The following is a 19080-nucleotide window of genomic DNA, read 5'->3' as shown; positions in this document are numbered from 1 at the left end:
CACGAATGTGCCAACCCGATGCTAGTTCATGGTCGAGCCGTCTTGACGCCCCGGGACAAAGCAATACATTTCGACGGAGATCGGCGACAAAAAAGTGGTCCGAACGCCTGCAAAACCCTACTTTCGCAGGGGGCGAAGCACGGAGGTTCCGTGCTATGCCCGACCTTCAGCCGCCGAAACCGCGACCCTCGCCCGCCAGGCGCACCAGCAACGGCGCCGGCACCCAGGCGTCGCCGCGATAGCCGCCCGCAAAGCGTTCGATCGCCGCCAGCACGGCCGGCAAGCCCACCGTGTCGGCGTAGAACATCGGCCCGCCACGGAACAGCGGGAAGCCGTAGCCCGCCAGGTAGACCATGTCGATGTCCGAGGCGCGCTGGGCGATTCCGTCTTCCAGGATCTTCGCGCCCTCGTTCACCAGCGCATAGACGAGGCGTTCGACGATCTCGGCGTCGTCGATGGCGCGGCGCGCGATGCCGAGGTCGGCCGAGTGGCGCACGATCATCTCCTCGACCGCCACGGACGGATGCGGCGCGCGGTCGCCCGCCGCGTAGTCGTACCAGCCGGCGCCCGTCTTCTGGCCGAAGCGGCCCCGCTCGCACAACAGGTCGGCCGTTTGCGAATACTGCAGGCCCGGATCCTGCGCGCGCTTGCGCTTGCGGATCGCCCAGCCGATGTCGTTGCCGGCCAGGTCGGCCATGCGGAACGGGCCCATGGCGAAGCCGAAGCGCTCCATCGCCCGGTCCACCTGCGCCGGCAGCGCGCCCTCGTCGAGCAGGAAGCCGGCCTGGCGCAGGTATTGTTCGATCATCCGGTTGCCGATGAAGCCGTCGCACACGCCGGAAACGACGCCCGTCTTGCGGAGCGTTTTCGCCAGCGCCAGCGCCGTGGCCAGCACGTCCTTGCCCGTCGCCGCGCCGCGCACGATCTCCAGCAGCTTCATCACGTTGGCGGGGCTGAAGAAGTGCAGGCCGATCACGTCCTGGGGCCGCGCGGTGAAGCCGGCGATGCGGTCCAGGTCCAGCGTCGACGTGTTCGAGGCCAGGATCGCGCCCGGCTTCATGGCGGCGTCCAGCCTGCGGAACACGTCTTCCTTGACGGCCAGGTCCTCGAACACGGCTTCCACGACGATGTCGGCCTGGGCGATGTCCGCGATGTCCAGCGTGCCCTGGACGAAGGCAAGGCGCCCCTCCAGCTGTTCCGGCGCGAGCTTGCCCTTTTTAACCGTCGCTTCGTAGTTGCGGCGGATCGCGCCCAGGCCCTTGTCCAGCGCGTCCTGCGAGGTCTCGAGGATCGTGACAGGGATGCCCGCGTTGGCGAAGTTCATCGCGATGCCGCTGCCCATGGTACCGGCGCCCACGACGGCGGCCCTTGCAACCGGGCGCACGGGCGTATCGGCGGGCACGTCGGCCACCTTGGAGGCGGCGCGCTCGGCGAAGAAGGCATGGCGCAGCGCCTTCGATTCCGTCGTCGTGGTCAGCTGCAGGAACAGGTCGCGCTCGAATAGGAGTCCTTCCTCGAACGGCTTGTCGACGGCGGCCGCGACGGCCTCCACGCAGGCCGGCGGCGCCGGGAACGGCCCGGCCGCGGCCTTCACCTTCGCGCGCGCGGCGGCCAGGAAGGCGTGCGCGTCGGCGTGCTCCACGGCCAGGTCGCGTACCTTCGGCAGCGGGCGGCGCTCGGCGATCTCGTTCGCGAAGTCGACGGCGCCCGCCACCAGCTCGCTGCCGGCGGGCAGCAAGGCGTCGAACAGCAGCGTGCCCGCCAACGATTCTGACTTGGCCGGCGTGCCCGAGACGATCATGTCCAGCGCCTTTTCCAGCCCCAGCACGCGCGGCAGGCGCTGCGTGCCGCCGGCGCCCGGCAACAGGCCCAGTTTGACCTCCGGCAGCGCGACCTGGGCGCCGGGCAGCGCCACGCGGTAGTGCGCGCCCAGCGCCAATTCCAGGCCGCCGCCCATGCACACGGTGTGGATCGCGGCCACGACGGGCTTCGGCGAGTCTTCCACGGTGCGGATCAGCGTGTGCAGCGTCGGCTCCGTCAGCGCCTTGGGCGAATTGAACTCGCGGATGTCGGCGCCGCCGGAAAACGCCTTGCCGGCGCCGGTGACGACGATCGCCCGCACGGCCGGGTCGGCCGCCGCGCGCCGCAGGCCATCGACGGCGGCCGTGCGCGTGGCCAGGCCCAGGCCGTTGACTGGCGGGTTGTTCAGCGTGATGACGGCGACACCGTCCTGGACGTGGTAATCGGCGCTCATGGGTCTCCTCTTGTAGGTATGTGAAAGGCGCCAGCCACTATACCCGAACAAGCGAACGGTCGTGTTATTCGGGCATGGTGGGCACGTGGTGCCTACCCTACCGACGACGCTTGCCGTAGGGTGGGCACCACGTGCCCACCGAGCGCCGCCTACATCCCGGGCAACCGGTATTCGCGATACGCCTCGCGCAAGCGGTTCTTCTGCACCTTGCCCGTCGCCCCCATCGGCAAGGCCTCCACGAACACGACGTCGTCCGGCATCCAGAATCTTGCCACCTTGCCCTCGAAGAAGCCGAGCAATTCCTCGCGCCCCACGTCCATCCCGGGCCGGCGCACGACCAGCAGCAAGGGCCGCTCGTCCCACTTCGGATGGGCGACGCCGATGCAGGCCGCCTGCAGCACGGCCGGATGGGCCATCGCGATGTTTTCCAGGTCGATCGACCCGATCCATTCGCCGCCCGACTTGATCACGTCCTTGCTGCGGTCCGTCACCTGCATGAAACCGTCCGCGTCGATGGTCGCCATGTCGCCCGTCGGGAACCAGCCGTCCTGCAGGACGTCGCCACCCTCGTCGCGGAAGTAGCGGGCGGCGATCCACGGGCCCTTCACCAGCAGGTGGCCGGACGTGGCGCCGTCCCAGGGGAGCTCGGCGCCGGCATCGTCGACGATCTTCATGTCCACCCCATAGATCGCGTGGCCCTGCTTGCGCAGGATGGCCCGCTGCGCGTCCCGCGGCAGCGCGCGGTGCTTGGCCAGCAGGCCGCCCGTGGTGCCCAGCGGCGACATCTCCGTCATGCCCCAGCCGTGGATCACCTGCACGCCGAGGCGGTCGATGAGCGTGTCCATCAGCGCGGGCGGACAGGCCGAGCCGCCGATCACGGTGCGGCGGAACGTGGAGAACGCGAGCCCGTTCCCGAGCACGTAGTTCACGAGGCCCAGCCAGACCGTGGGGACGCCCGCCGAAAACGTCACGCCCTCGGCCTCGAACAGTTCGTACAGCGACTTGCCGTCCAGCGCGGCGCCGGGGAACACGAGCTTGGCGCCCGACAGCAGCGTCGAATACGGCAGGCCCCAGGCATTCACATGGAACATCGGGACGACGGGCAGCACTGTATCGGCCGCGGCGACGTTGAGCACGTTCGGCAGCGCGGACGCGTAGGCATGCAGCACCGTCGAGCGGTGCGAATACAGCACGCCCTTCGGGTTGCCCGTCGTGCCGGACGTGTAGCACAGCGACGCGGCCGCGTTCTCGTCGAGGTCCGGCCAGTCGTAGTCGTCCATCGCACCCGCCAGCAGGTCCTCGTAGCACAGCAGGTTCGGGATCGCGCTGCCGTCCGGCATGTGGGCGCGGTCGCTCATCAGCACGAAGGCGCGCACCGTGGCGCAGTGCGGCGAGATCGCCTCCACGAGCGGAAGGAATGAGATGTCGAAGAACAGCAGCTGGTCTTCGGCGTGGTTGACGATGTAGGCGATCTGCTCCGGATGCAGGCGCGGATTGATCGTGTGCAGCACGGCGCCGGAGCCCGACACGCCGTAGTACAGCTCCAGGTGGCGGTAGCCGTTCCACGCGAGCGTGCCGACCCGTTCGCCCATCGTCACGCCGCGGTCCTGCAGCGCCCGCGCCAGGCGCCGGGCCCGTCCCTCGCAGTCGCGGTAGGTGTAACGGTGCAGCTGACCTTGCAAGTCCGGCTCCACGGGCCGCGACACGATCTCGCTGGCCGCATAATGGCGAGCGGCGAATTGCAGGATACTGGAAATGGTCAGGGACTGGTGCATCATGTGTCCCATGAGCGGCCCCATGAGCGGGGCCTGGCGGGTGTGCTCCATCGTTTCTCCTGGCGGCGGCGGGATCGACGCAGTGTCGAGCGCGCGCGACCGCGGCGTCAACGGTTTTTCATGTTGCGCCGCAGCAGCCATCGATGCATAAAAGTTACCGAATGTAACGCGGTTGGCCTGCGCACGGGCCTCCCCATAGAATCCGCGCGTCTGCGGTAGAATCCCGACAATCTTTCATTCACCCGCACTGGAGCCGCCATCCGCGCCGACGACCTGCCCATCGACAATTCCTTCGCCGAATTGCCACCCGCGTTCTACACGCACCTCCGCCCCACGCCGTTGCCCGCCCCCTATTTCGTCGCGGCCAGCCCGAAGGCGGCGGCGTTGCTCGGCCTGGATCCGTCAGACCTGGCGCACGAGGACTTCGTCGCGGCGTTCTCGGGCAACCGCGTGCCGCCGCGTGCCAAACCCCTGTCCGCCGTCTATTCGGGCCACCAGTTCGGCCACTGGGCCGGCCAGCTCGGCGACGGCCGCGCGATTCTGCTGGGAGAAATCGCCACCGCCGACGGCCCCGTCGAGCTGCAGCTGAAAGGCGCCGGCATGACGCCGTACTCGCGCATGGGCGACGGCCGCGCCGTGCTGCGCTCGTCGATCCGCGAATTCCTGTGCTCGGAAGCGATGGCGGCCCTCGGCATCCCGACCACGCGCGCGCTGATGGTCACGGGCTCGCACCAGCAGGTGGTGCGCGAAACGATCGAGACGGCGGCCGTCGTGACGCGCATGGCGCCCAGCTTCGTGCGCTTCGGTTCCTTCGAGCACTGGCACTACCGCAACAAGCACGAGGAGTTGAAGATCCTCGCCGACTACGTCATCCGCAACTTCTATCCGCAGCTGGAGGGCGGGGACAATCCCTACCTGGCCCTGCTGTCCGAAGTCACCGTGCGCACGGCGCGCATGATTGCGCACTGGCAGGCGGTCGGCTTCATGCATGGCGTGATGAACACCGACAATATGTCGATCCTGGGCCTGACGCTGGACTACGGCCCGTTCGGCTTCATGGAAGCGTTCGACGTCGACCACATCTGCAACCACACGGACCAGGGCGGCCGCTATTCGTACGCGAACCAGGTCCCGGTGGGCCACTGGAACTGCTATGCGCTGGCCAACGCCCTGCTGCCGCTGATCAAGGACACGGACGCGGCCCAGGCCGCCCTCGACGTCTACGTCGATGCCTACGGCGAACAGTTCGACGCGCTGCTGCACGCCAAGCTGGGCCTGGCCACGGTACAGGAGAATGACCGCGCGCTGTTCGACGACATGTTCAAGCTGATGCAGGAGAATCATGTCGACTTCACGCTGTTCTTCCGCACGCTGGGCGAATTGCGCGTGGACGTATTGCCCGACGGCGGGCTCGAGGCCGACGCGCCGCTGCGCGACCTGTTCATCGACCGTCCATCCTTCGACGCCTGGGCCGTGCGCTACCGCGAACGCCTGCGCCAGGAAGGCAGCCGGGACGAGGCGCGCCGGATTGCAATGCACGCAGTCAACCCCAAATATGTGTTACGCAACTACCTGGCCCAGGTCGCCATCGACAAGGCGCAGCAAGGCGACTACAGCGAAGTGGACCGCCTGCGCGCCGTGCTCGACCGTCCGTTCGACGAACAGCCGGAGAATGCAGCGTATGCGGCCCTCCCGCCGGACTGGGCTTCCCACCTCGAGGTGAGTTGCTCTTCCTGATCAACCAATGGATGAACAAAGAAAAGGACAAGAGACACCATGACCGACAAAGTCACCAAGACCGATGCCGAATGGCGCAACCAGCTGGACCCGATGGAATACCAGGTCACCCGCCATGCGGCCACCGAGCGCGCGTTCACCGGTAAATACTGGGACCACCACGAACACGGCATCTACCACTGCGTCTGCTGCAATACCCCGCTGTTCGAGTCGGATGCGAAATTCGAGTCCGGCTGCGGCTGGCCCAGCTACTTCCGCGCCCTCGACCCGGCCAACGTCATCGAGAAGGAAGACCGCAGCCACGGCATGATGCGCACGGAAATCATCTGCGCCGTCTGCGACGCCCACCTGGGCCACGTGTTCCCGGACGGCCCGCCGCCGACCGGCCTGCGCTATTGCATCAACTCGGCCGCGCTGCGCTTCGAGCCCGTCTAAACACAAGCAAGCCCGTGCACAAGTAATCCCATGAAATTGTTATTCGATCTGTTCCCGGTCATCCTGTTCTTCCTCGTCTACAAGCTCGGCGACGGCAACCAGGAGGCCGCGCACGCCCTGGCCATCCAGTACATGGGCGGATTGATCTCGGGCGGCAACGTGTCGCCCGCCCAGTCGCCGATCATGCTGGCGACGGCCGTCGCCATCGTCGCCACGGTCCTGCAGATCATCTACCTGCGCGCCCGCAAGCGCCCGATCGACGGCGCCCTGTGGCTGTCGCTGGGTGTCATCGTCGTGATGGGCGGCGCCACGATCTACTTCCACGACGAGAACTTCATCAAGTGGAAACCGACCATCCTGTACTGGGCCTTCGCCGTCGCGCTGTTCGTCTCGCAGTTCGGCTTCCGCCAGAACCTGATGCGCAAGCTGATGGAAAAGCAAATCAAGCTGCCGGACGAAGTGTGGGGCCGCGTGGGCCTCGCGTGGATGGTGTTCTTTGCCGCCATCGGCGTGCTCAACCTCGTGATGGCGTTCGTCGTGTTCGCCGGGAATACCAGCGCCTGGGTCAACTTCAAGGTGTTCGGCATTACCGCGATCTTCTTCGTGTTCTTCCTGGGCCAGGCCATGATGCTGTCTAAACATATCCAGGAGGATGCATGAGCACGAACGATACCCGCGTCGAACGCATCCGCCAGGCGCTGCAGGAAGCGCTGGCGCCCACCCTGCTGGAGGTCGGCGACGACTCCCACCTGCACGCCGGCCATGCCGGCGCGGCCTCCGGCGGCGGGCATTACAGCGTCAAAATCGTTTCTGAACGGTTCGAAGGGTTGAGGCTCGTCATGCGTCATCGGCTGGTGTATGATGCCGTGCGAGCCATGATGCATACTGAGATCCACGCCCTGGCAATCACGGCCATTGCGCCCTCGGAAGCATCGTATTGATGGCTTTCAGCAAGTCTTAAGGTATCCGCCCGAAAACTGGTTCAAAATCGCTGCGCATTACAAGAATTAATCCAATCTTCGTCCAAGCAACCGCAACCCCCTCACAGGAAATAAAATGACTTTCAAGCCAGCTCGGCTGCTGTTAGCCCTGATCGCTATCGCCGCAACTCCCGCATTCGCACAGAACCTGGCCGTCGTGAACGGCAAGGGCATTCCGTCGTCGCGCGCCGACGCCATCGTCAAGCAGGTCGTGGCCCAGGGCCAGGGCACCGACAGCCCGCAGCTGCGCGATGCGATCAAGAAAGACCTGATCGCCCGTGAGGTCATGGTGCAGGAAGCCATCAAGCAAGGCTACGACAAGAACGCCGACGTGAAGGCCGCGCTGGAAAACGCCCGCCAGACCATCGTCATCAACGCGCTGGCCAAGGACTACATCACCAAGCACCCGGTGACCGACGCCGAGATCAAGGCCGAATACGACCGCTTCACCAAGCAGACGGGCGACAAGGAATACCACGTGCGCCACATCCTGGTGGAAAACGAAGCCGATGCCAACGCCATCATCGCCAAGCTGAAGGGCGGCGCCAAGTTCGAAGACCTGGCCAAGCAATCGAAAGACACGGGCACCGCCAACAATGGTGGCGACCTCGACTGGGCTACCCCGTCCTCGTTCCCGCCGGAATTCGCGGCCGGTTTCACCAGCCTGCAAAAAGGCCAGGTCACCGAGAAGCCGGTCAAGACGCAAGTCGGCTACCACGTGATCAAGCTGGACGACGTCCGCGCGGCGAAACTCCCGACCCTGGATGAGGTCAAACCGCAGATTTCGGACGCGCTGTCGCAGCAGAAACTGGCTGCGTACCAGGAAGAAATGGTGAAAAAAGCAAAGGTGCAGTAATATGCACCATCACCGGCGGTGACGAACCGCCGGTTTTCGTCGCTCTGGCGACTTTTCGTGTTTTAGATAGGATCGAATAAATGATTGTGAAGCCCGCCCGCCTGTTGTTAGCCATGACTGCGATGGTAGCCCTGCCGTCGTTCGCCCAGAACGTTGCGACCGTCAATGGCAAGCCCATCCCCGCGGCCAAGGTTGACCAAGTGGTCAAGCAGGTCGTTGCGCAGGGCAAGGCAACCGATTCGCCGCAACTGCGCGATGCGATCAAGAAAGACCTGATCGGCCGCGAAGTCCTGATCCAGGAAGCCGACAAGCAAGGCGTCGGCGCCCGTCCGGAAGTCAAGAACGCCATCGACAACGCCCGCCAGAGCATCATCATCAACGCGATGCTGGCCGACTACGTCAAGAAGAACCCGGTCAAGGACGCCGACATCAAGGCCGAGTACGACAAGTTCAAGGCACAGATGGGCGACAAGGAATACCACGCACGCCACATCCTGGTCGGCACCGAAGACGAGGCCAAGCAGATCATCACCAAGCTGAAGGGCGGCGCCAAGTTCGAAGACCTGGCCAAGCAATCGAAAGACCCGGGCTCGGCCGCCAACGGTGGCGACCTGGACTGGGCAAGCCCGGCTTCCTTCGTGCCTGAGTTCTCGAAGGCCATGACCTCGCTGCAAAAAGGCCAGATCACGGAAACCCCGGTCAAGACCCAGTTCGGCTACCACGTCATCAAGCTGGAAGACGTGCGCGCAGCGAAGATCCCGCCGCTGGACGAAGTCAAGCAGCAGATCGCAGAATCGCTGCAGCAGCGCAAGCTGGCCGCGTTCCGCGAAGACCTGATGAAGAAAGCCAAGATCCAGTAATCTGGCTCGGCAGGTAAAAAGCGCTCCGCTCGGGGCGCTTTTTTTTGGCCCCGCTTTTTACCTCGCGCTTTTGCTATCGCGCTTTCGATATCGCTTAATTGGTTCGACCAAACAACAATCATAAAGGAGACATGATGCGCATCCGCCACCCTTCCCTCGCCCTGGCTTGCCTCTTCCTTGCCGGCAGCGCCGCCGCGGCGCCCACTCTACCCCTGTACGTCGGCAAGCCGGTCGGGGGCGCCCGCGTGCTGTACGGTGACTTCGACGTGCAGAACACGCTGGACGGTGAACGCGGCCGCATGGACAACGATCCGAAGCTGCCGAACGCCGTCGTCGAGGCGGCCAGGACGGACAAGGATGCGAAAGGCGACGCGTTGCGCCTGACGTGGAAGGATGCCTGGTTCTCCACCGTGCGCATCGAGAGCGCCCCGCTGGACCTGCGCCCCTACCTGGCCCGCGGCACAATATCCTTCGACCTGAAGGTCAACGAGATGAGCAAGGGCGGCCTCGCCTTCCGCATCGACTGCGGCGTGGAGTGCCAGCGCAGGGTGCCCTACGTGATCCCGGCAAGGGCCGACCAGGGCAAGGGCTGGAAACACCTGAGCTATGCCCTGTCCTGCTTCGCCCACGACGGCGACGACTTCAGCGCCGTCAGGAAGCCGTTCGCGCTGGACGGCACGGGCGCCGGCGATGCCGAGATCGCCGATATCCGCTTCGATGCCGCCGGCACGCCAAACGCCGCCTGCCCCGACTACCGGACCGTCTCCGTCACGCCGGAGCCGCTGAACGAATCCTGGTCGCTCGACTGGTGGATGCCCCGCCACGAGGAAAAGCTGGCGGAGATCGTGCGCCGCAAGACCGCCGGCGAAAAGACGGACCTCGTGTTCATCGGCGACTCTATCACCCACCACTGGGAAAAAGAGCAGCCGGCGCTGTGGCAGCAGTTCTACGGCAAGTACAACCCGCTGAACCTGGGCTACGGCGGCGACCGCACGGAAAACATCCTCTGGCGCCTGCTGCACGGCGAGCTCGACGGCATCGACCCGAAGGTCGTCGTCATGATGTTCGGCACCAATAACACGGGCCTGCGCCAGGACGCGGCGGACATCACGTTCAAGGGCATCGAGCGCGACATCGCCGAGGTCCGGCAACGCCTGCCCAAGGCGAAGATCCTGCTGCTGGCGATCTTCCCGCGCGGCGAAGGCCCGAGCGACGACAACCGCCGCATCAACGAACGAATCAACCTGAAGCTGCCGGCACTGGCCGACAACCGCCACGTGTTCTTCCTGAACTTCAACGGGGCATTCCTGGGCGCGGACGGCAGCCTGTCGAAGGACATCATGCCGGATCTGCTGCATCCGAATGCAAACGGCTACCGGATCTGGCAGCGGGAAATGCAGCCGACGCTGGACAAGCTGATGCGCTGAGCGGGCCTCGCCACTGTCGCGGGCAGGCAGCGCTGGCGTCGGTCCACATGGATACGCTACATTATGAGCAATTTCCTAAAGGACATTTCGTGCGCATCGTTGCGACCATTCTCATCGCCATCGTCTGCCTGATCCACCTCTATATCTTCCTGCTGGAGACCGTGCTGTTCCGCAGCCGCGGCCGCAAGGTCTTCGGCATCAAGCAGGACGAGGTCGAGAGACTCGCACCACTGATGTCGAACCAGGGCTGCTACAACGGCTTTCTCGCTGCAGCATTGGCAGTGGGGCTCGTGCATCCCGATCCCGTCATCGGCCGCGCCTTCGCCGTATTCGGGCTCGTGTGCGTGGCCATCGCGGGCATCTGGGGCGGCGTCACGGTCCAGCGCCGCATCCTGCTCGTGCAGACCGTGCCGGCGTTGCTGGCGCTCGGTGCCCTCCTCCTCACACCGTCAGTCCTAACGCCTTGACGGCCTTCTCAAGCGCGCGGATCCGCTCGCGCATGGCCGCCAGATTACGCAAGAGAACCGCGTTACGCTCCCACTCCGCATTCTTCGAGATCGGATAGAAGCCCGTATAGCGCCCCGGCTCCAGCAGCGAGTTCGCGACCAGCGTTCCGGCCGTCACGTGGACGTGGTCGACGATCTCGATATGCCCGTTGACCATCGCCGCGCCGCCGAAGGTGCAATGGCGGCCGATCTTCGCGCTGCCCGCCACGCCCACGCACCCGGCCATGGCCGTATTCGCCCCGATATGGCAGTTGTGGCCGATCTGGATCAGGTTGTCGAGCTTGACGCCGTCGCCGATGATGGTGTCGTCCAGCGCGCCGCGGTCGACTGTCGTGTTCGCGCCGATGTCGACGTCGTCGCCCAGCACCACCCTGCCGAGCTGGGGCACCTTGACGTAGCGGCCATCCTCGTGGGCGAAGCCGAAGCCGTCGCCGCCGATCACGGCGCCGGAGTGCACGATGCCGCGCTTGCCGATGATGCAGCGGGCGTGGAAGGTGACGTTGGCGAAGAAATGCGTGTCTTCGCCGACCACGGCCTCGCGGCCGATGAAGCAGCCGGGGTCGATGACGGCGCCGGCCTGGACGACGGCGCCCGCCTCCACCGTGACGAGGGGTCCGATGTGCGCCGCTGGATCGATGCGGGCGCACGCATCCACGACGGCCGACGGGTGGATGCCCGGCTGCTGCGGCGGCGTTTCGCGCGCGACGAGATACTGCGCGGCGCGCGCGAAGTAGGCGTGCGGATCGGCCGTCACGATGCGCGCCCCGCGGTAGTCCGTCCCCACGACGGCATCGTCCAGCGGCGACAGGATGAGCGCTCCGGCCCGGCTCGCCGCGGCAACGGCGCGCAGTTTCGCGTTGGCGAGGAAGCTGAGATCCGCCGGGCCGGCCCGTTCCAGGGAGGCCAGCGCCGATACTTCCGCCATCGGGTCGCCGACCAGGGTCCCGCCCAAACGCTCGATCAATTCTTCAAGGCGCACGCCCATGGTGTTCTCCCGGCGCGGGCTTGCCGGCGAGCGTGCCGGCACATTCTCCGCACGAGGTTGGACCGGAGCCGGCGCCTCCGGTTCTGGCCAGAACCACGACGCGTGGGTGGCATCTGCGGCCGATCAAGCCGATGCCACGCCTATGGCTACCTTCGCCGCGCAGGCAGGTCAGCCGGCGTCAACTGCTCCGCCATGGCGGCCGGCGTCTTGCCCAGCCGGTCGACCCAGGAGCCGTACATTGCATTCGGCAGGATGAACCAGCGCCGCCCCACCAAGTCGGCGGCGCGCGCCATGAGGGCCGGATCGCGCCTTGCCAGCAGGTCCGCGTCTTCCTTCGCCACGAAGTCGCGCATATCGTCCCCGACCAGCATGACGATCCGGTACGCACGGCCGATGCGCGCCCGCCGCGCCACCTTGTCGCCGCGCTCGTCGGCTTCCTCGCCCTTGAACAGGAAGGCGCCCTCCTCGTCCGCGCGCGGGAAGCCAAGCGTGCGCATGTTCTCCATGGTCGCCTGCTTGGCGGCGCAAGCCCCAGGGCCCTTGCACTCGCGATTGCTGACATAGAAGATCGTCGTGTTCGGCATGGCTGTAACGGCCTTCGCGAACTCGACCGCGCCGGGGATGGCCTGCGCGGATTTCCGCGCGACCCAGGCATCCCAGTCCTGCGGCCGGTACGCCGCGCCCGAGCGCACCAACCAGGCCTGGAACGGGCTGTTGTCCAGCATCGTCTCGTCCAGGTCCACGATGACCGCGGCGCCCGCGCCCGGCGGCAAGGACGACTGCTCGGCCGCGGCGCTGCCCGGCTGGGCCAGGGCGGCCGGCAAGGCGGCCTGGGCCGACGCGAACACGCTGCGCGCCAGCAGCGCATATTCCGGCGAGCGCTGCATCCACAACACGCTGTTGAGTTGATGCAGCTGTCCAGCGGGCAGCGCCGGCGGCCGTCGGGCCGACACGCCGCCCGATGCGGCAAGCGCCAGCACGAAGACGCAGGCACGGGATCTGCGCAGGGAAAACGTCATGGAGATTCCTCGATGTGGGTTGCACGAACGACCACCAGCCAGCATAAGCGCATTTGCCTGACCATGCACGTATCGACCGAGACCCTACATAATCACAGGTCGCAACTGGCACCAGGTGTAATGGCGTACCGTTAACAACGTCGTCCCTGCGAAGGCAGGGACCCAATATTGCAAGCGTTGTGGCGACGCATGCAGCAATTGGGTCCCTGCCTTCGCAGGGACGACGGTTTTTAAGCCAGCAACGTGCTTAACTGAAAGGCTTTACACCCGCTGATGCTTTTCCGTGATGCGTCACATCAGCACTAGATCAGCCAACCCACTTGCGCGCATTCTGGAACATGCGTGCCCACGGCGAGTTCTCGCCCCAGCCGTCCGGATGCCACGACATGGTGACGGTGCGCGCGACGCGCTCCGCGTGCGGCATCATGACCGAGAAGCGGCCATCCGGCGTCGTCACTGCGGTCAGGCCGTCCGGCGAACCGTTCGGATTGGACGGATACGTCTCGGTGGCTGCGCCGCGGTTGTCGACATAGCGCAGCGCCTTGACGACCTTGTCGATGTCGCCCGTCTGCGAGAAGTCGGCGTAACCCTCGCCGTGCGCGATCGCCAGCGGAGCATGCGTGCCGGCCAGGTCGGCGAAGAAGATCGACGGCGAATCCAGCACCTCGACCATGCCGAAGCGCGCTTCGAACTGCTCCGACTTGTTGCGGGTGAACTTCGGCCATGCCTCGGCGCCAGGGATGATGCCCTTCAGGTTGCTCATCATCTGGCAGCCGTTGCAGATACCCAGGCCGAACGTGTCCTGGCGGCCGAAGAAGGCGGCGAACGCTTCCTTCAGCTGCGCGTTGAACAGGATCGTCTTGGCCCAGCCTTCGCCGGCGCCCAGCACGTCGCCGTAGGAGAAGCCGCCCACGGCGATGATGCCCTTGAAGTCGTCCAGCCTGGCGCGGCCGGCGATCAGGTCGCTCATGTGCACGTCGACGGCCTTGAAGCCTGCCTGGTGCAGCGACCATGCCGTCTCGACGTGGGAGTTGACGCCCTGTTCGCGCAGCACGGCCACGCTCGGGCGCGCGCCCGTGCTGATGAACGGCAGTGCGATGTTCACTTGCGTGTCGTGCACCAGCTTCGGCGTCATGCCCGGATCGGTCTCGTCCAGCAGGCGGTCGTATTCCTGGTCGACGCAGACCGGGTTGTCGCGCAGGCGCGCGATGCGCCAGCTGGTCTCGCTCCACAGGCGGTGCAGTTCGCTGCGCTTCGCGCTGTAGATGACTTTCGCGTCGCGCGTGAATTCGACGGCGCCGCGGTCGTTCAGCTTGCCGATGATGTGGCTGCAGGCGCCCAGGTCGAAGGAACGGAGCACGTTCATGACGGCCGTCTTCTCGTCGGCACGCACCTGGATCACGGCGCCCAGCTCTTCGCTGAACAGCGCGCGCAGCGTCAGTTCGTTGCGGCGCTCGGCCACCTGGCCCGTCCAGTTCTTGGCGTCGCCCTGGTCGGCCGCATGCTCGCTGTCCATGGCCAGGATGTCGAGGTTGACGGTCACGCCGGCGCGGCCGGCGAAGGCCATTTCGCACAGCGTGGCGTACAGGCCGCCGTCCGAACGGTCGTGGTAGGCCAGCAGCTTGCCGTCGGCGTTCAGCTGCTGGATCGCCGTGAAGAAGCCCTTCAGGTCCTGCGGGTTGTCGACGTCCGGCGTGTCGTTGCCGATCTGCTGCGTCACCTGCGCCAGCGCCGAGGCGCCCAGGCGGTTCTTGCCGCGGCCCAGGTCGACGAGGATCAGCGCGGTGTCGCCGAGGTCCGTGCGCAGCTGCGGGGTCAGGGTCTTGCGCACGTCGGTGACGGGCGCGAAGCTCGAGACGATCAGCGACACGGGCGAAACGACGGCCTTGCTTTCGCCATTCTCGTTCCAGGTGGTGCGCATCGACAGCGAATCCTTGCCGACCGGGATCGACACGCCCAGCGCCGGGCACAGTTCCATGCCGACGGCCTTCACGGTGTCGAACAGCGCGGCATCCTGGCCCGGCTGGCCGCAGGCGGCCATCCAGTTGGCGGACAGCTTGATGTCGGCGATGTCCGCGATCGGCGCGGCGGCGATGTTCGTGATCGCCTCGCCCACGGCCATGCGGCCCGACGCGGCGGCGTCGATGACGGCGACCGGCGTGCGTTCGCCCATCGCCATCGCCTCGCCCTTGTAGCCTTCGAAGCTCAGGGTGGTGACGGCGACGTCGGCCACCGGCACCTGCCACGGGCCCACCATCTGGTCGCGCGCCGTCATGCCGCCGACGCTGCGGTCGCCGATGGTGATCAGGAAGGATTTGTCGGCGACGGTCGGCAGCAGCAGCACGCGCCTGGCCACCTCTTCCAGTTCCAGGCCCGTCACGTCGACGGGCTTGAAGGTGCTGGCGGCGTGTTCGACGTTGCGGTGCATCTTGGGCGGCTTGCCGAGCAGGACGTCCATCGGCATGTCGACCGGGCTGGTCGAGGTAATCGGATCGATCAGCTTCAGCTGGCGCTCTTCCGTCGCGACGCCGACGGCGGCGAACGGGCAGCGCTCGCGTTCGCACATGGCGGCAAAGCGCGGCAGGTCGTCCGGCGCAATCGCCAGCACGTAGCGTTCCTGCGATTCGTTGGACCAGATCTCCTTCGGCGACATGCCGCTTTCTTCCAGCGGCACCTTGCGCAGGTCGAAGGTGGCGCCGCGCTTGGCGTCGTTGGTGATTTCCGGGAAGGCGTTCGACAGGCCGCCGGCGCCCACGTCGTGGATCGAGATGATCGGATTGGCGCTACCGAGCTGCCAGCAGGCGTTGATGACTTCCTGCGCGCGGCGTTCCATCTCGGGGTTGCCGCGCTGGACCGAGTCGAAGTCCAGGTCGGCCGTGTTGGTGCCCGTCGCCATCGACGATGCGGCCGCGCCGGCCATGCCGATCCGCATGCCCGGACCGCCCAGCTGGATCAGCAGGCTGCCGACGGGGATGTCGTTCTTGTGGGTGTGCTCGGCCGAGATATTGCCGATGCCGCCCGCGATCATGATCGGCTTGTGGTAGCCGAACACGGTGTTCGCGCCGATGGCGGTGGCGCCCACGTTCTGCTCGTAGGTGCGGAAGTAGCCGCCCAGCACGGGACGGCCGAATTCGTTCGAGAACGCGGCGCCGCCGAGCGGGCCGTCGACCATGATCTGCAGCGGCGACGCGATGCGTTCCGGCTTGCCGTAGACCTTGTCGCTGCCCGCTTTCGCCGGGTCGTTGACGTTCGCGGCGTTTTCCCACGGCTGCACGGCACCCGGGATCATCAGGTTGGACACGGTGAAGCCCGTCAGGCCGGCCTTCGGCTTGGCGCCGCGGCCCGTCGCGCCCTCGTCGCGGATCTCGCCGCCGGCGCCCGTCGAGGCGCCCGGGAACGGGGAGATCGCGGTGGGGTGGTTGTGGGTCTCCACCTTCATCAGCGTGTGCGTCAGCTGGGTCACGGGCGCGTATTCCTGGCCCTCGCCCTGCGGGAAGAAGCGCACGGCCTCGGCGCCTTCCATGATGGCGGAGTTGTCGCTGTAGGCGACGATCGTGCCCTTCGGCTGCAGCTGGTGCGTGTTCTTGATCATCTGGAACAGCGAGCGGTCCTGCTTGACGCCGTCGACGGTCCATTCCGCGTTGAAGATCTTGTGGCGGCAGTGTTCGCTGTTGGCCTGGGCGAACATCATCAGCTCGACGTCGGTCGGGTTGCGCTGGGCTTTACTGAACGCATCGAACAGGTAGTCGATCTCGTCCTCGGCCAGCGCCAGGCCCATGTCGGCATTGGCAGCCACCAGCGCCTGGCGGCCGGCGCCCAGCACGTCGATGGCCGCCAGCGGGCGGCCTTCCAGGTCGGTGAACAGCGCCTTGGCCTCGTCGGCGCTGCGCAGCACGGTTTCCGTCATGCGGTCATGCAGCAGCGCGGCCACGGCTTCCACCTCGGCGGCTTCCAGTTTCTTGGGCGCCTTGATGCTGGTGCCGAGGATGCCGCTTTTCAGGACGACCTTGAACGCCACGCCGCGCTCGACGCGGTGGATGTGCGCCATGCCGCAGTTGTGCGCGATGTCGGTGGCCTTCGAGGCCCACGGCGAAATCGTGCCCAGGCGCGGGATCACGAAGAATTCCTCGGTCACGCCTTCGTACTGCGTTTCCGGCACGGGCTCGCCATACGTGAGCATGGCGGCGAGACGCTCGGTGTCCTCGGTGGACAGCGGCGCGCCGGCGTCGATGAAGTGGTAGTAGCGTGCGGAGACGGCGGCAATCGTCGGGGCGACGGCTTGCAGCTGGGTCAGGAGGCGTTGGCTACGGAAGGCGGAGAGGGCATTGGAACCCGGCAGAATCAACATGGCTTGTCAGTCCGTCGATGCAGCGTGGCTGCGGGTGAAAGATAGCCCGTTATTATACAGCGTCGGCCCCCACCCCCGCTGGTGTAATTCCGGACAAGTTTGACCGAAAAACAGCACGAGCCTCCGCCAAAGTTGCTGGACGTTCAAGTAAGCGGTATCGTAGCAGCATAAACAGGGAGCGGACGAAGCCAGAACGATGCAAGAGAACAGCCAATTGACGGTCCTCGTGGTCGACCCGAACCCGGGCATCCGCGCCAACCTGCAGAACATGCTCAACCAGTCGGGCATCTCGCGCATCGAGTCCGCCATGAACGCGGGCACGGCCATCAAGGCGCTGGGCCGCAAGAGCTACGACATCATCCTGTGCGAGTACGACCTGGGCGGCGCGGCCGGCGCGGGCACGGCGCCGGGAGAAGGCCAGGACGGCCAACAGCTGCTGGAGGACCTGCGCCACCACAAGCTGATCCCGCCCTGGGCCATCTTCATCATGCTGACCTCGGAGGCGAGCCATGCCAGGGTCGTCGGCGCCGCCGAGCTGCAGCCCTCCGACTACATCCTGAAGCCGTTCACGGCCGGCATCCTCAACGAACGCATCGGCCGCGCACTGGCCCGCCGCGCCGCCATGCTGCCGGCCTACCAGCAGGTCGCGCAGGGCAACCCGCGCGCGGCCATCCGCACCTGCGCCGACGCCGTCGCCGCCCAGCCCCGCTACGCCCTCGACTTCGCGCGCCTGCGCGCCGAGCTGCACATGTCCCTGAAGGAGTACGCGCAGGCGGAAGACGTCTACCGCGGCGTGCTGTCCGCCAAGCCGCTGGGCTGGGCCAGGCTCGGCCTGGCGCGGGCGCTGCGGGCGATGGGCCGGACCGGGGACGCCGTCGAGGAATTGCAGGCCCTGGTGGCCGACAACCCGCGCCTGATGGCCGCCTACGACCTGCTGGCGCGCTGCCAGGAAGAGGCCGGCGACGCGGCCCTGGCCCAGAAGACGCTGGAAGACGCCGTCGCCATCTCGCCCTTCATGGTGCGGCGCCTGCGCAAGCTGGGCGAAGTCGCCATGGATGCCGGCGATGCCGCCGCGGCCGAGAAGTCGTTCCGCCAGGTCGTCGCGCGCTCGCGCTACTCGGAATTCCGCGACCCCGAAGACCACGTCAACCTCGTCAAGGCGCTCGTGCGCAAGGGCGATCCGGTCGGCGCCGGCAACGTCGTGCGCGACCTGGAACGGTCGCTGCGCGGCACGCCCGCCGGCGAAGCCTGCCGCGCGATCTCCGCCGCCCTGCTGCAGGATGCGGCCGGCGACAAGGGCGGCGCCGTCAAGGAATTGAAGTCGGCCGTGGACGCCGTGCGCGCCGGCGGCCAGCTGTCGCCGGCGCTGCGCATCGGCCTCGCGCAGTCGCTGCTGGGCCACCGCCTGGACGACGAGGCGTCCGACGTGCTCATCGGCGCCCTTAGCGGCGCCCTTAGCGGCTCCATTAACGGCGCCACCGACGACGGTGCCGTCTCGCCGCAGCAGGCCATGAACGTCTTCGTCAAGGCGGGCCGTCCCGACCTGGCGGACGGCATGTCGAAGCAGATGCGGGCCCAGGCCCAGGTACTGCTCGGCGTGGCCGACGAAAAGCGCAATATGGGCGACGTGCGCGGCGCCGTGCAGACGCTGCTGGAAGCGCTGCGCCTGGCACCGAACAACCTGCAGGTGATGATCGCCGTCGTCGGCGGCATCCTGCGCCAGATCATGGAGATGGGCTGGGACGAGGCGCTTGCCGCCGTCTGCGCCGAGCAGCTGGACCACATCCGCACGCTGGACGACGCCCACCCGCGCCTGCAGGCGCTCGATGCGGAGCTGGCCGCCGCCAAGCGCAAATACGGTATCGCCAGCGGGGTGTGACGCAAGATGGGAGGTGACA

The 19080-nt window shown here is 66.5% G+C and carries 14 protein-coding genes; 9 read left to right on the top strand and 5 right to left on the bottom strand.

What is annotated here, in order from left to right; genetic code table 11:
- Positions 1-166 precede the first annotated feature (166 nt).
- Positions 167-2254, bottom strand: coding sequence for a 3-hydroxyacyl-CoA dehydrogenase NAD-binding domain-containing protein (locus QPK32_RS17865; RefSeq protein ID WP_290414144.1), 2088 nt, complete (start codon positions 2252-2254; stop codon positions 167-169).
- A gap of 149 nt (positions 2255-2403) precedes the next feature.
- Complete coding sequence (locus QPK32_RS17860) at positions 2404-4080, bottom strand: 3-(methylthio)propionyl-CoA ligase (RefSeq protein WP_290414143.1); 1677 nt, start codon at positions 4078-4080, stop codon at positions 2404-2406.
- Positions 4081-4302: 222 nt separating this feature from the next.
- On the opposite strand from QPK32_RS17860, the gene QPK32_RS17855 reads away from it, so the two are divergent.
- From QPK32_RS17855 to QPK32_RS17820, 8 genes are all read left to right on the top strand, one after another.
- Complete coding sequence (locus tag QPK32_RS17855; RefSeq protein WP_290414169.1) at positions 4303-5766, top strand: YdiU family protein; 1464 nt, start codon at positions 4303-4305, stop codon at positions 5764-5766.
- Positions 5767-5805: 39 nt separating this feature from the next.
- Complete coding sequence (gene msrB / locus QPK32_RS17850; protein WP_290414142.1) at positions 5806-6201, top strand: peptide-methionine (R)-S-oxide reductase MsrB; 396 nt, start codon at positions 5806-5808, stop codon at positions 6199-6201.
- 30 nt (positions 6202-6231) lie between these two features.
- On the top strand, positions 6232-6861 hold the full coding sequence (locus tag QPK32_RS17845; protein ID WP_290414141.1) for a septation protein A: 630 nt from the start codon (positions 6232-6234) through the stop codon (positions 6859-6861).
- Complete coding sequence (locus QPK32_RS17840) at positions 6858-7142, top strand: BolA family transcriptional regulator (RefSeq protein ID WP_290414140.1); 285 nt, start codon at positions 6858-6860, stop codon at positions 7140-7142. The genes QPK32_RS17845 and QPK32_RS17840 overlap by 4 nt, the downstream gene beginning before the upstream one ends.
- 115 nt (positions 7143-7257) lie before the next feature.
- On the top strand, positions 7258-8037 hold the full coding sequence (locus tag QPK32_RS17835; RefSeq protein ID WP_290414139.1) for a peptidyl-prolyl cis-trans isomerase: 780 nt from the start codon (positions 7258-7260) through the stop codon (positions 8035-8037).
- 80 nt (positions 8038-8117) lie between these two features.
- The gene (locus tag QPK32_RS17830; protein WP_290414138.1) at positions 8118-8897 is read left to right on the top strand and encodes a peptidylprolyl isomerase; all 780 of its coding nucleotides are present in this window, start codon (positions 8118-8120) and stop codon (positions 8895-8897) included.
- Between the two features lie 131 nt (positions 8898-9028).
- The gene (locus QPK32_RS17825; RefSeq protein ID WP_290414137.1) at positions 9029-10324 is read left to right on the top strand and encodes a GDSL-type esterase/lipase family protein; all 1296 of its coding nucleotides are present in this window, start codon (positions 9029-9031) and stop codon (positions 10322-10324) included.
- 47 nt (positions 10325-10371) lie between these two features.
- A complete protein-coding gene (locus QPK32_RS17820; protein ID WP_290414136.1) occupies positions 10372-10791 on the top strand; it encodes a DUF1304 domain-containing protein in 420 nt (139 codons plus the stop codon).
- Here QPK32_RS17820 and lpxD read toward each other — a convergent pair.
- The 3 genes from lpxD to purL form a co-directional block, all read right to left on the bottom strand.
- A complete protein-coding gene (lpxD, locus tag QPK32_RS17815) occupies positions 10766-11815 on the bottom strand; it encodes a UDP-3-O-(3-hydroxymyristoyl)glucosamine N-acyltransferase (RefSeq protein WP_290414135.1) in 1050 nt (349 codons plus the stop codon). The genes QPK32_RS17820 and lpxD overlap by 26 nt on opposite strands.
- 146 nt (positions 11816-11961) lie before the next feature.
- Positions 11962-12834, bottom strand: coding sequence for a 5'-nucleotidase, lipoprotein e(P4) family (locus QPK32_RS17810; RefSeq protein WP_290414134.1), 873 nt, complete (start codon positions 12832-12834; stop codon positions 11962-11964).
- A gap of 307 nt (positions 12835-13141) precedes the next feature.
- Positions 13142-17182, bottom strand: coding sequence for a phosphoribosylformylglycinamidine synthase (gene purL, locus QPK32_RS17805; RefSeq protein ID WP_290414133.1), 4041 nt, complete (start codon positions 17180-17182; stop codon positions 13142-13144).
- Between the two features lie 196 nt (positions 17183-17378).
- On the opposite strand from purL, the gene QPK32_RS17800 reads away from it, so the two are divergent.
- The gene (locus QPK32_RS17800; protein ID WP_290414132.1) at positions 17379-19061 is read left to right on the top strand and encodes a response regulator; all 1683 of its coding nucleotides are present in this window, start codon (positions 17379-17381) and stop codon (positions 19059-19061) included.
- Positions 19062-19080: the final 19 nt, after the last annotated feature.

The sequence above is a fragment of the Massilia sp. YIM B02763 genome (genome assembly GCF_030412015.1).
Taxonomy (GTDB): domain Bacteria; phylum Pseudomonadota; class Gammaproteobacteria; order Burkholderiales; family Burkholderiaceae_D; genus Telluria.
The sequence above is the reverse complement of the archived record's forward strand: the minus strand, read 5'-3'. Positions and strand labels throughout refer to the sequence as shown.

What these genes read in the sequence shown, in the direction of transcription:
- QPK32_RS17865 (WP_290414144.1), bottom strand. Translation starts at nt 2,254, where the DNA reads ATGAGCGCCGATTACCACGTCCAGGACGGTGTCGCCGTCATCACGCTG.
- QPK32_RS17860 (WP_290414143.1), bottom strand. Translation starts at nt 4,080, where the DNA reads ATGGAGCACACCCGCCAGGCCCCGCTCATGGGGCCGCTCATGGGACAC.
- msrB (WP_290414142.1), top strand. Translation starts at nt 5,806, where the DNA reads ATGACCGACAAAGTCACCAAGACCGATGCCGAATGGCGCAACCAGCTG.
- QPK32_RS17845 (WP_290414141.1), top strand. Translation starts at nt 6,232, where the DNA reads ATGAAATTGTTATTCGATCTGTTCCCGGTCATCCTGTTCTTCCTCGTC.
- QPK32_RS17840 (WP_290414140.1), top strand. Translation starts at nt 6,858, where the DNA reads ATGAGCACGAACGATACCCGCGTCGAACGCATCCGCCAGGCGCTGCAG.
- QPK32_RS17835 (WP_290414139.1), top strand. Translation starts at nt 7,258, where the DNA reads ATGACTTTCAAGCCAGCTCGGCTGCTGTTAGCCCTGATCGCTATCGCC.
- QPK32_RS17830 (WP_290414138.1), top strand. Translation starts at nt 8,118, where the DNA reads ATGATTGTGAAGCCCGCCCGCCTGTTGTTAGCCATGACTGCGATGGTA.
- QPK32_RS17825 (WP_290414137.1), top strand. Translation starts at nt 9,029, where the DNA reads ATGATGCGCATCCGCCACCCTTCCCTCGCCCTGGCTTGCCTCTTCCTT.
- QPK32_RS17820 (WP_290414136.1), top strand. Translation starts at nt 10,372, where the DNA reads ATGGATACGCTACATTATGAGCAATTTCCTAAAGGACATTTCGTGCGC.
- lpxD (WP_290414135.1), bottom strand. Translation starts at nt 11,815, where the DNA reads ATGGGCGTGCGCCTTGAAGAATTGATCGAGCGTTTGGGCGGGACCCTG.
- QPK32_RS17810 (WP_290414134.1), bottom strand. Translation starts at nt 12,834, where the DNA reads ATGACGTTTTCCCTGCGCAGATCCCGTGCCTGCGTCTTCGTGCTGGCG.
- purL (WP_290414133.1), bottom strand. Translation starts at nt 17,182, where the DNA reads ATGTTGATTCTGCCGGGTTCCAATGCCCTCTCCGCCTTCCGTAGCCAA.
- QPK32_RS17800 (WP_290414132.1), top strand. Translation starts at nt 17,379, where the DNA reads ATGCAAGAGAACAGCCAATTGACGGTCCTCGTGGTCGACCCGAACCCG.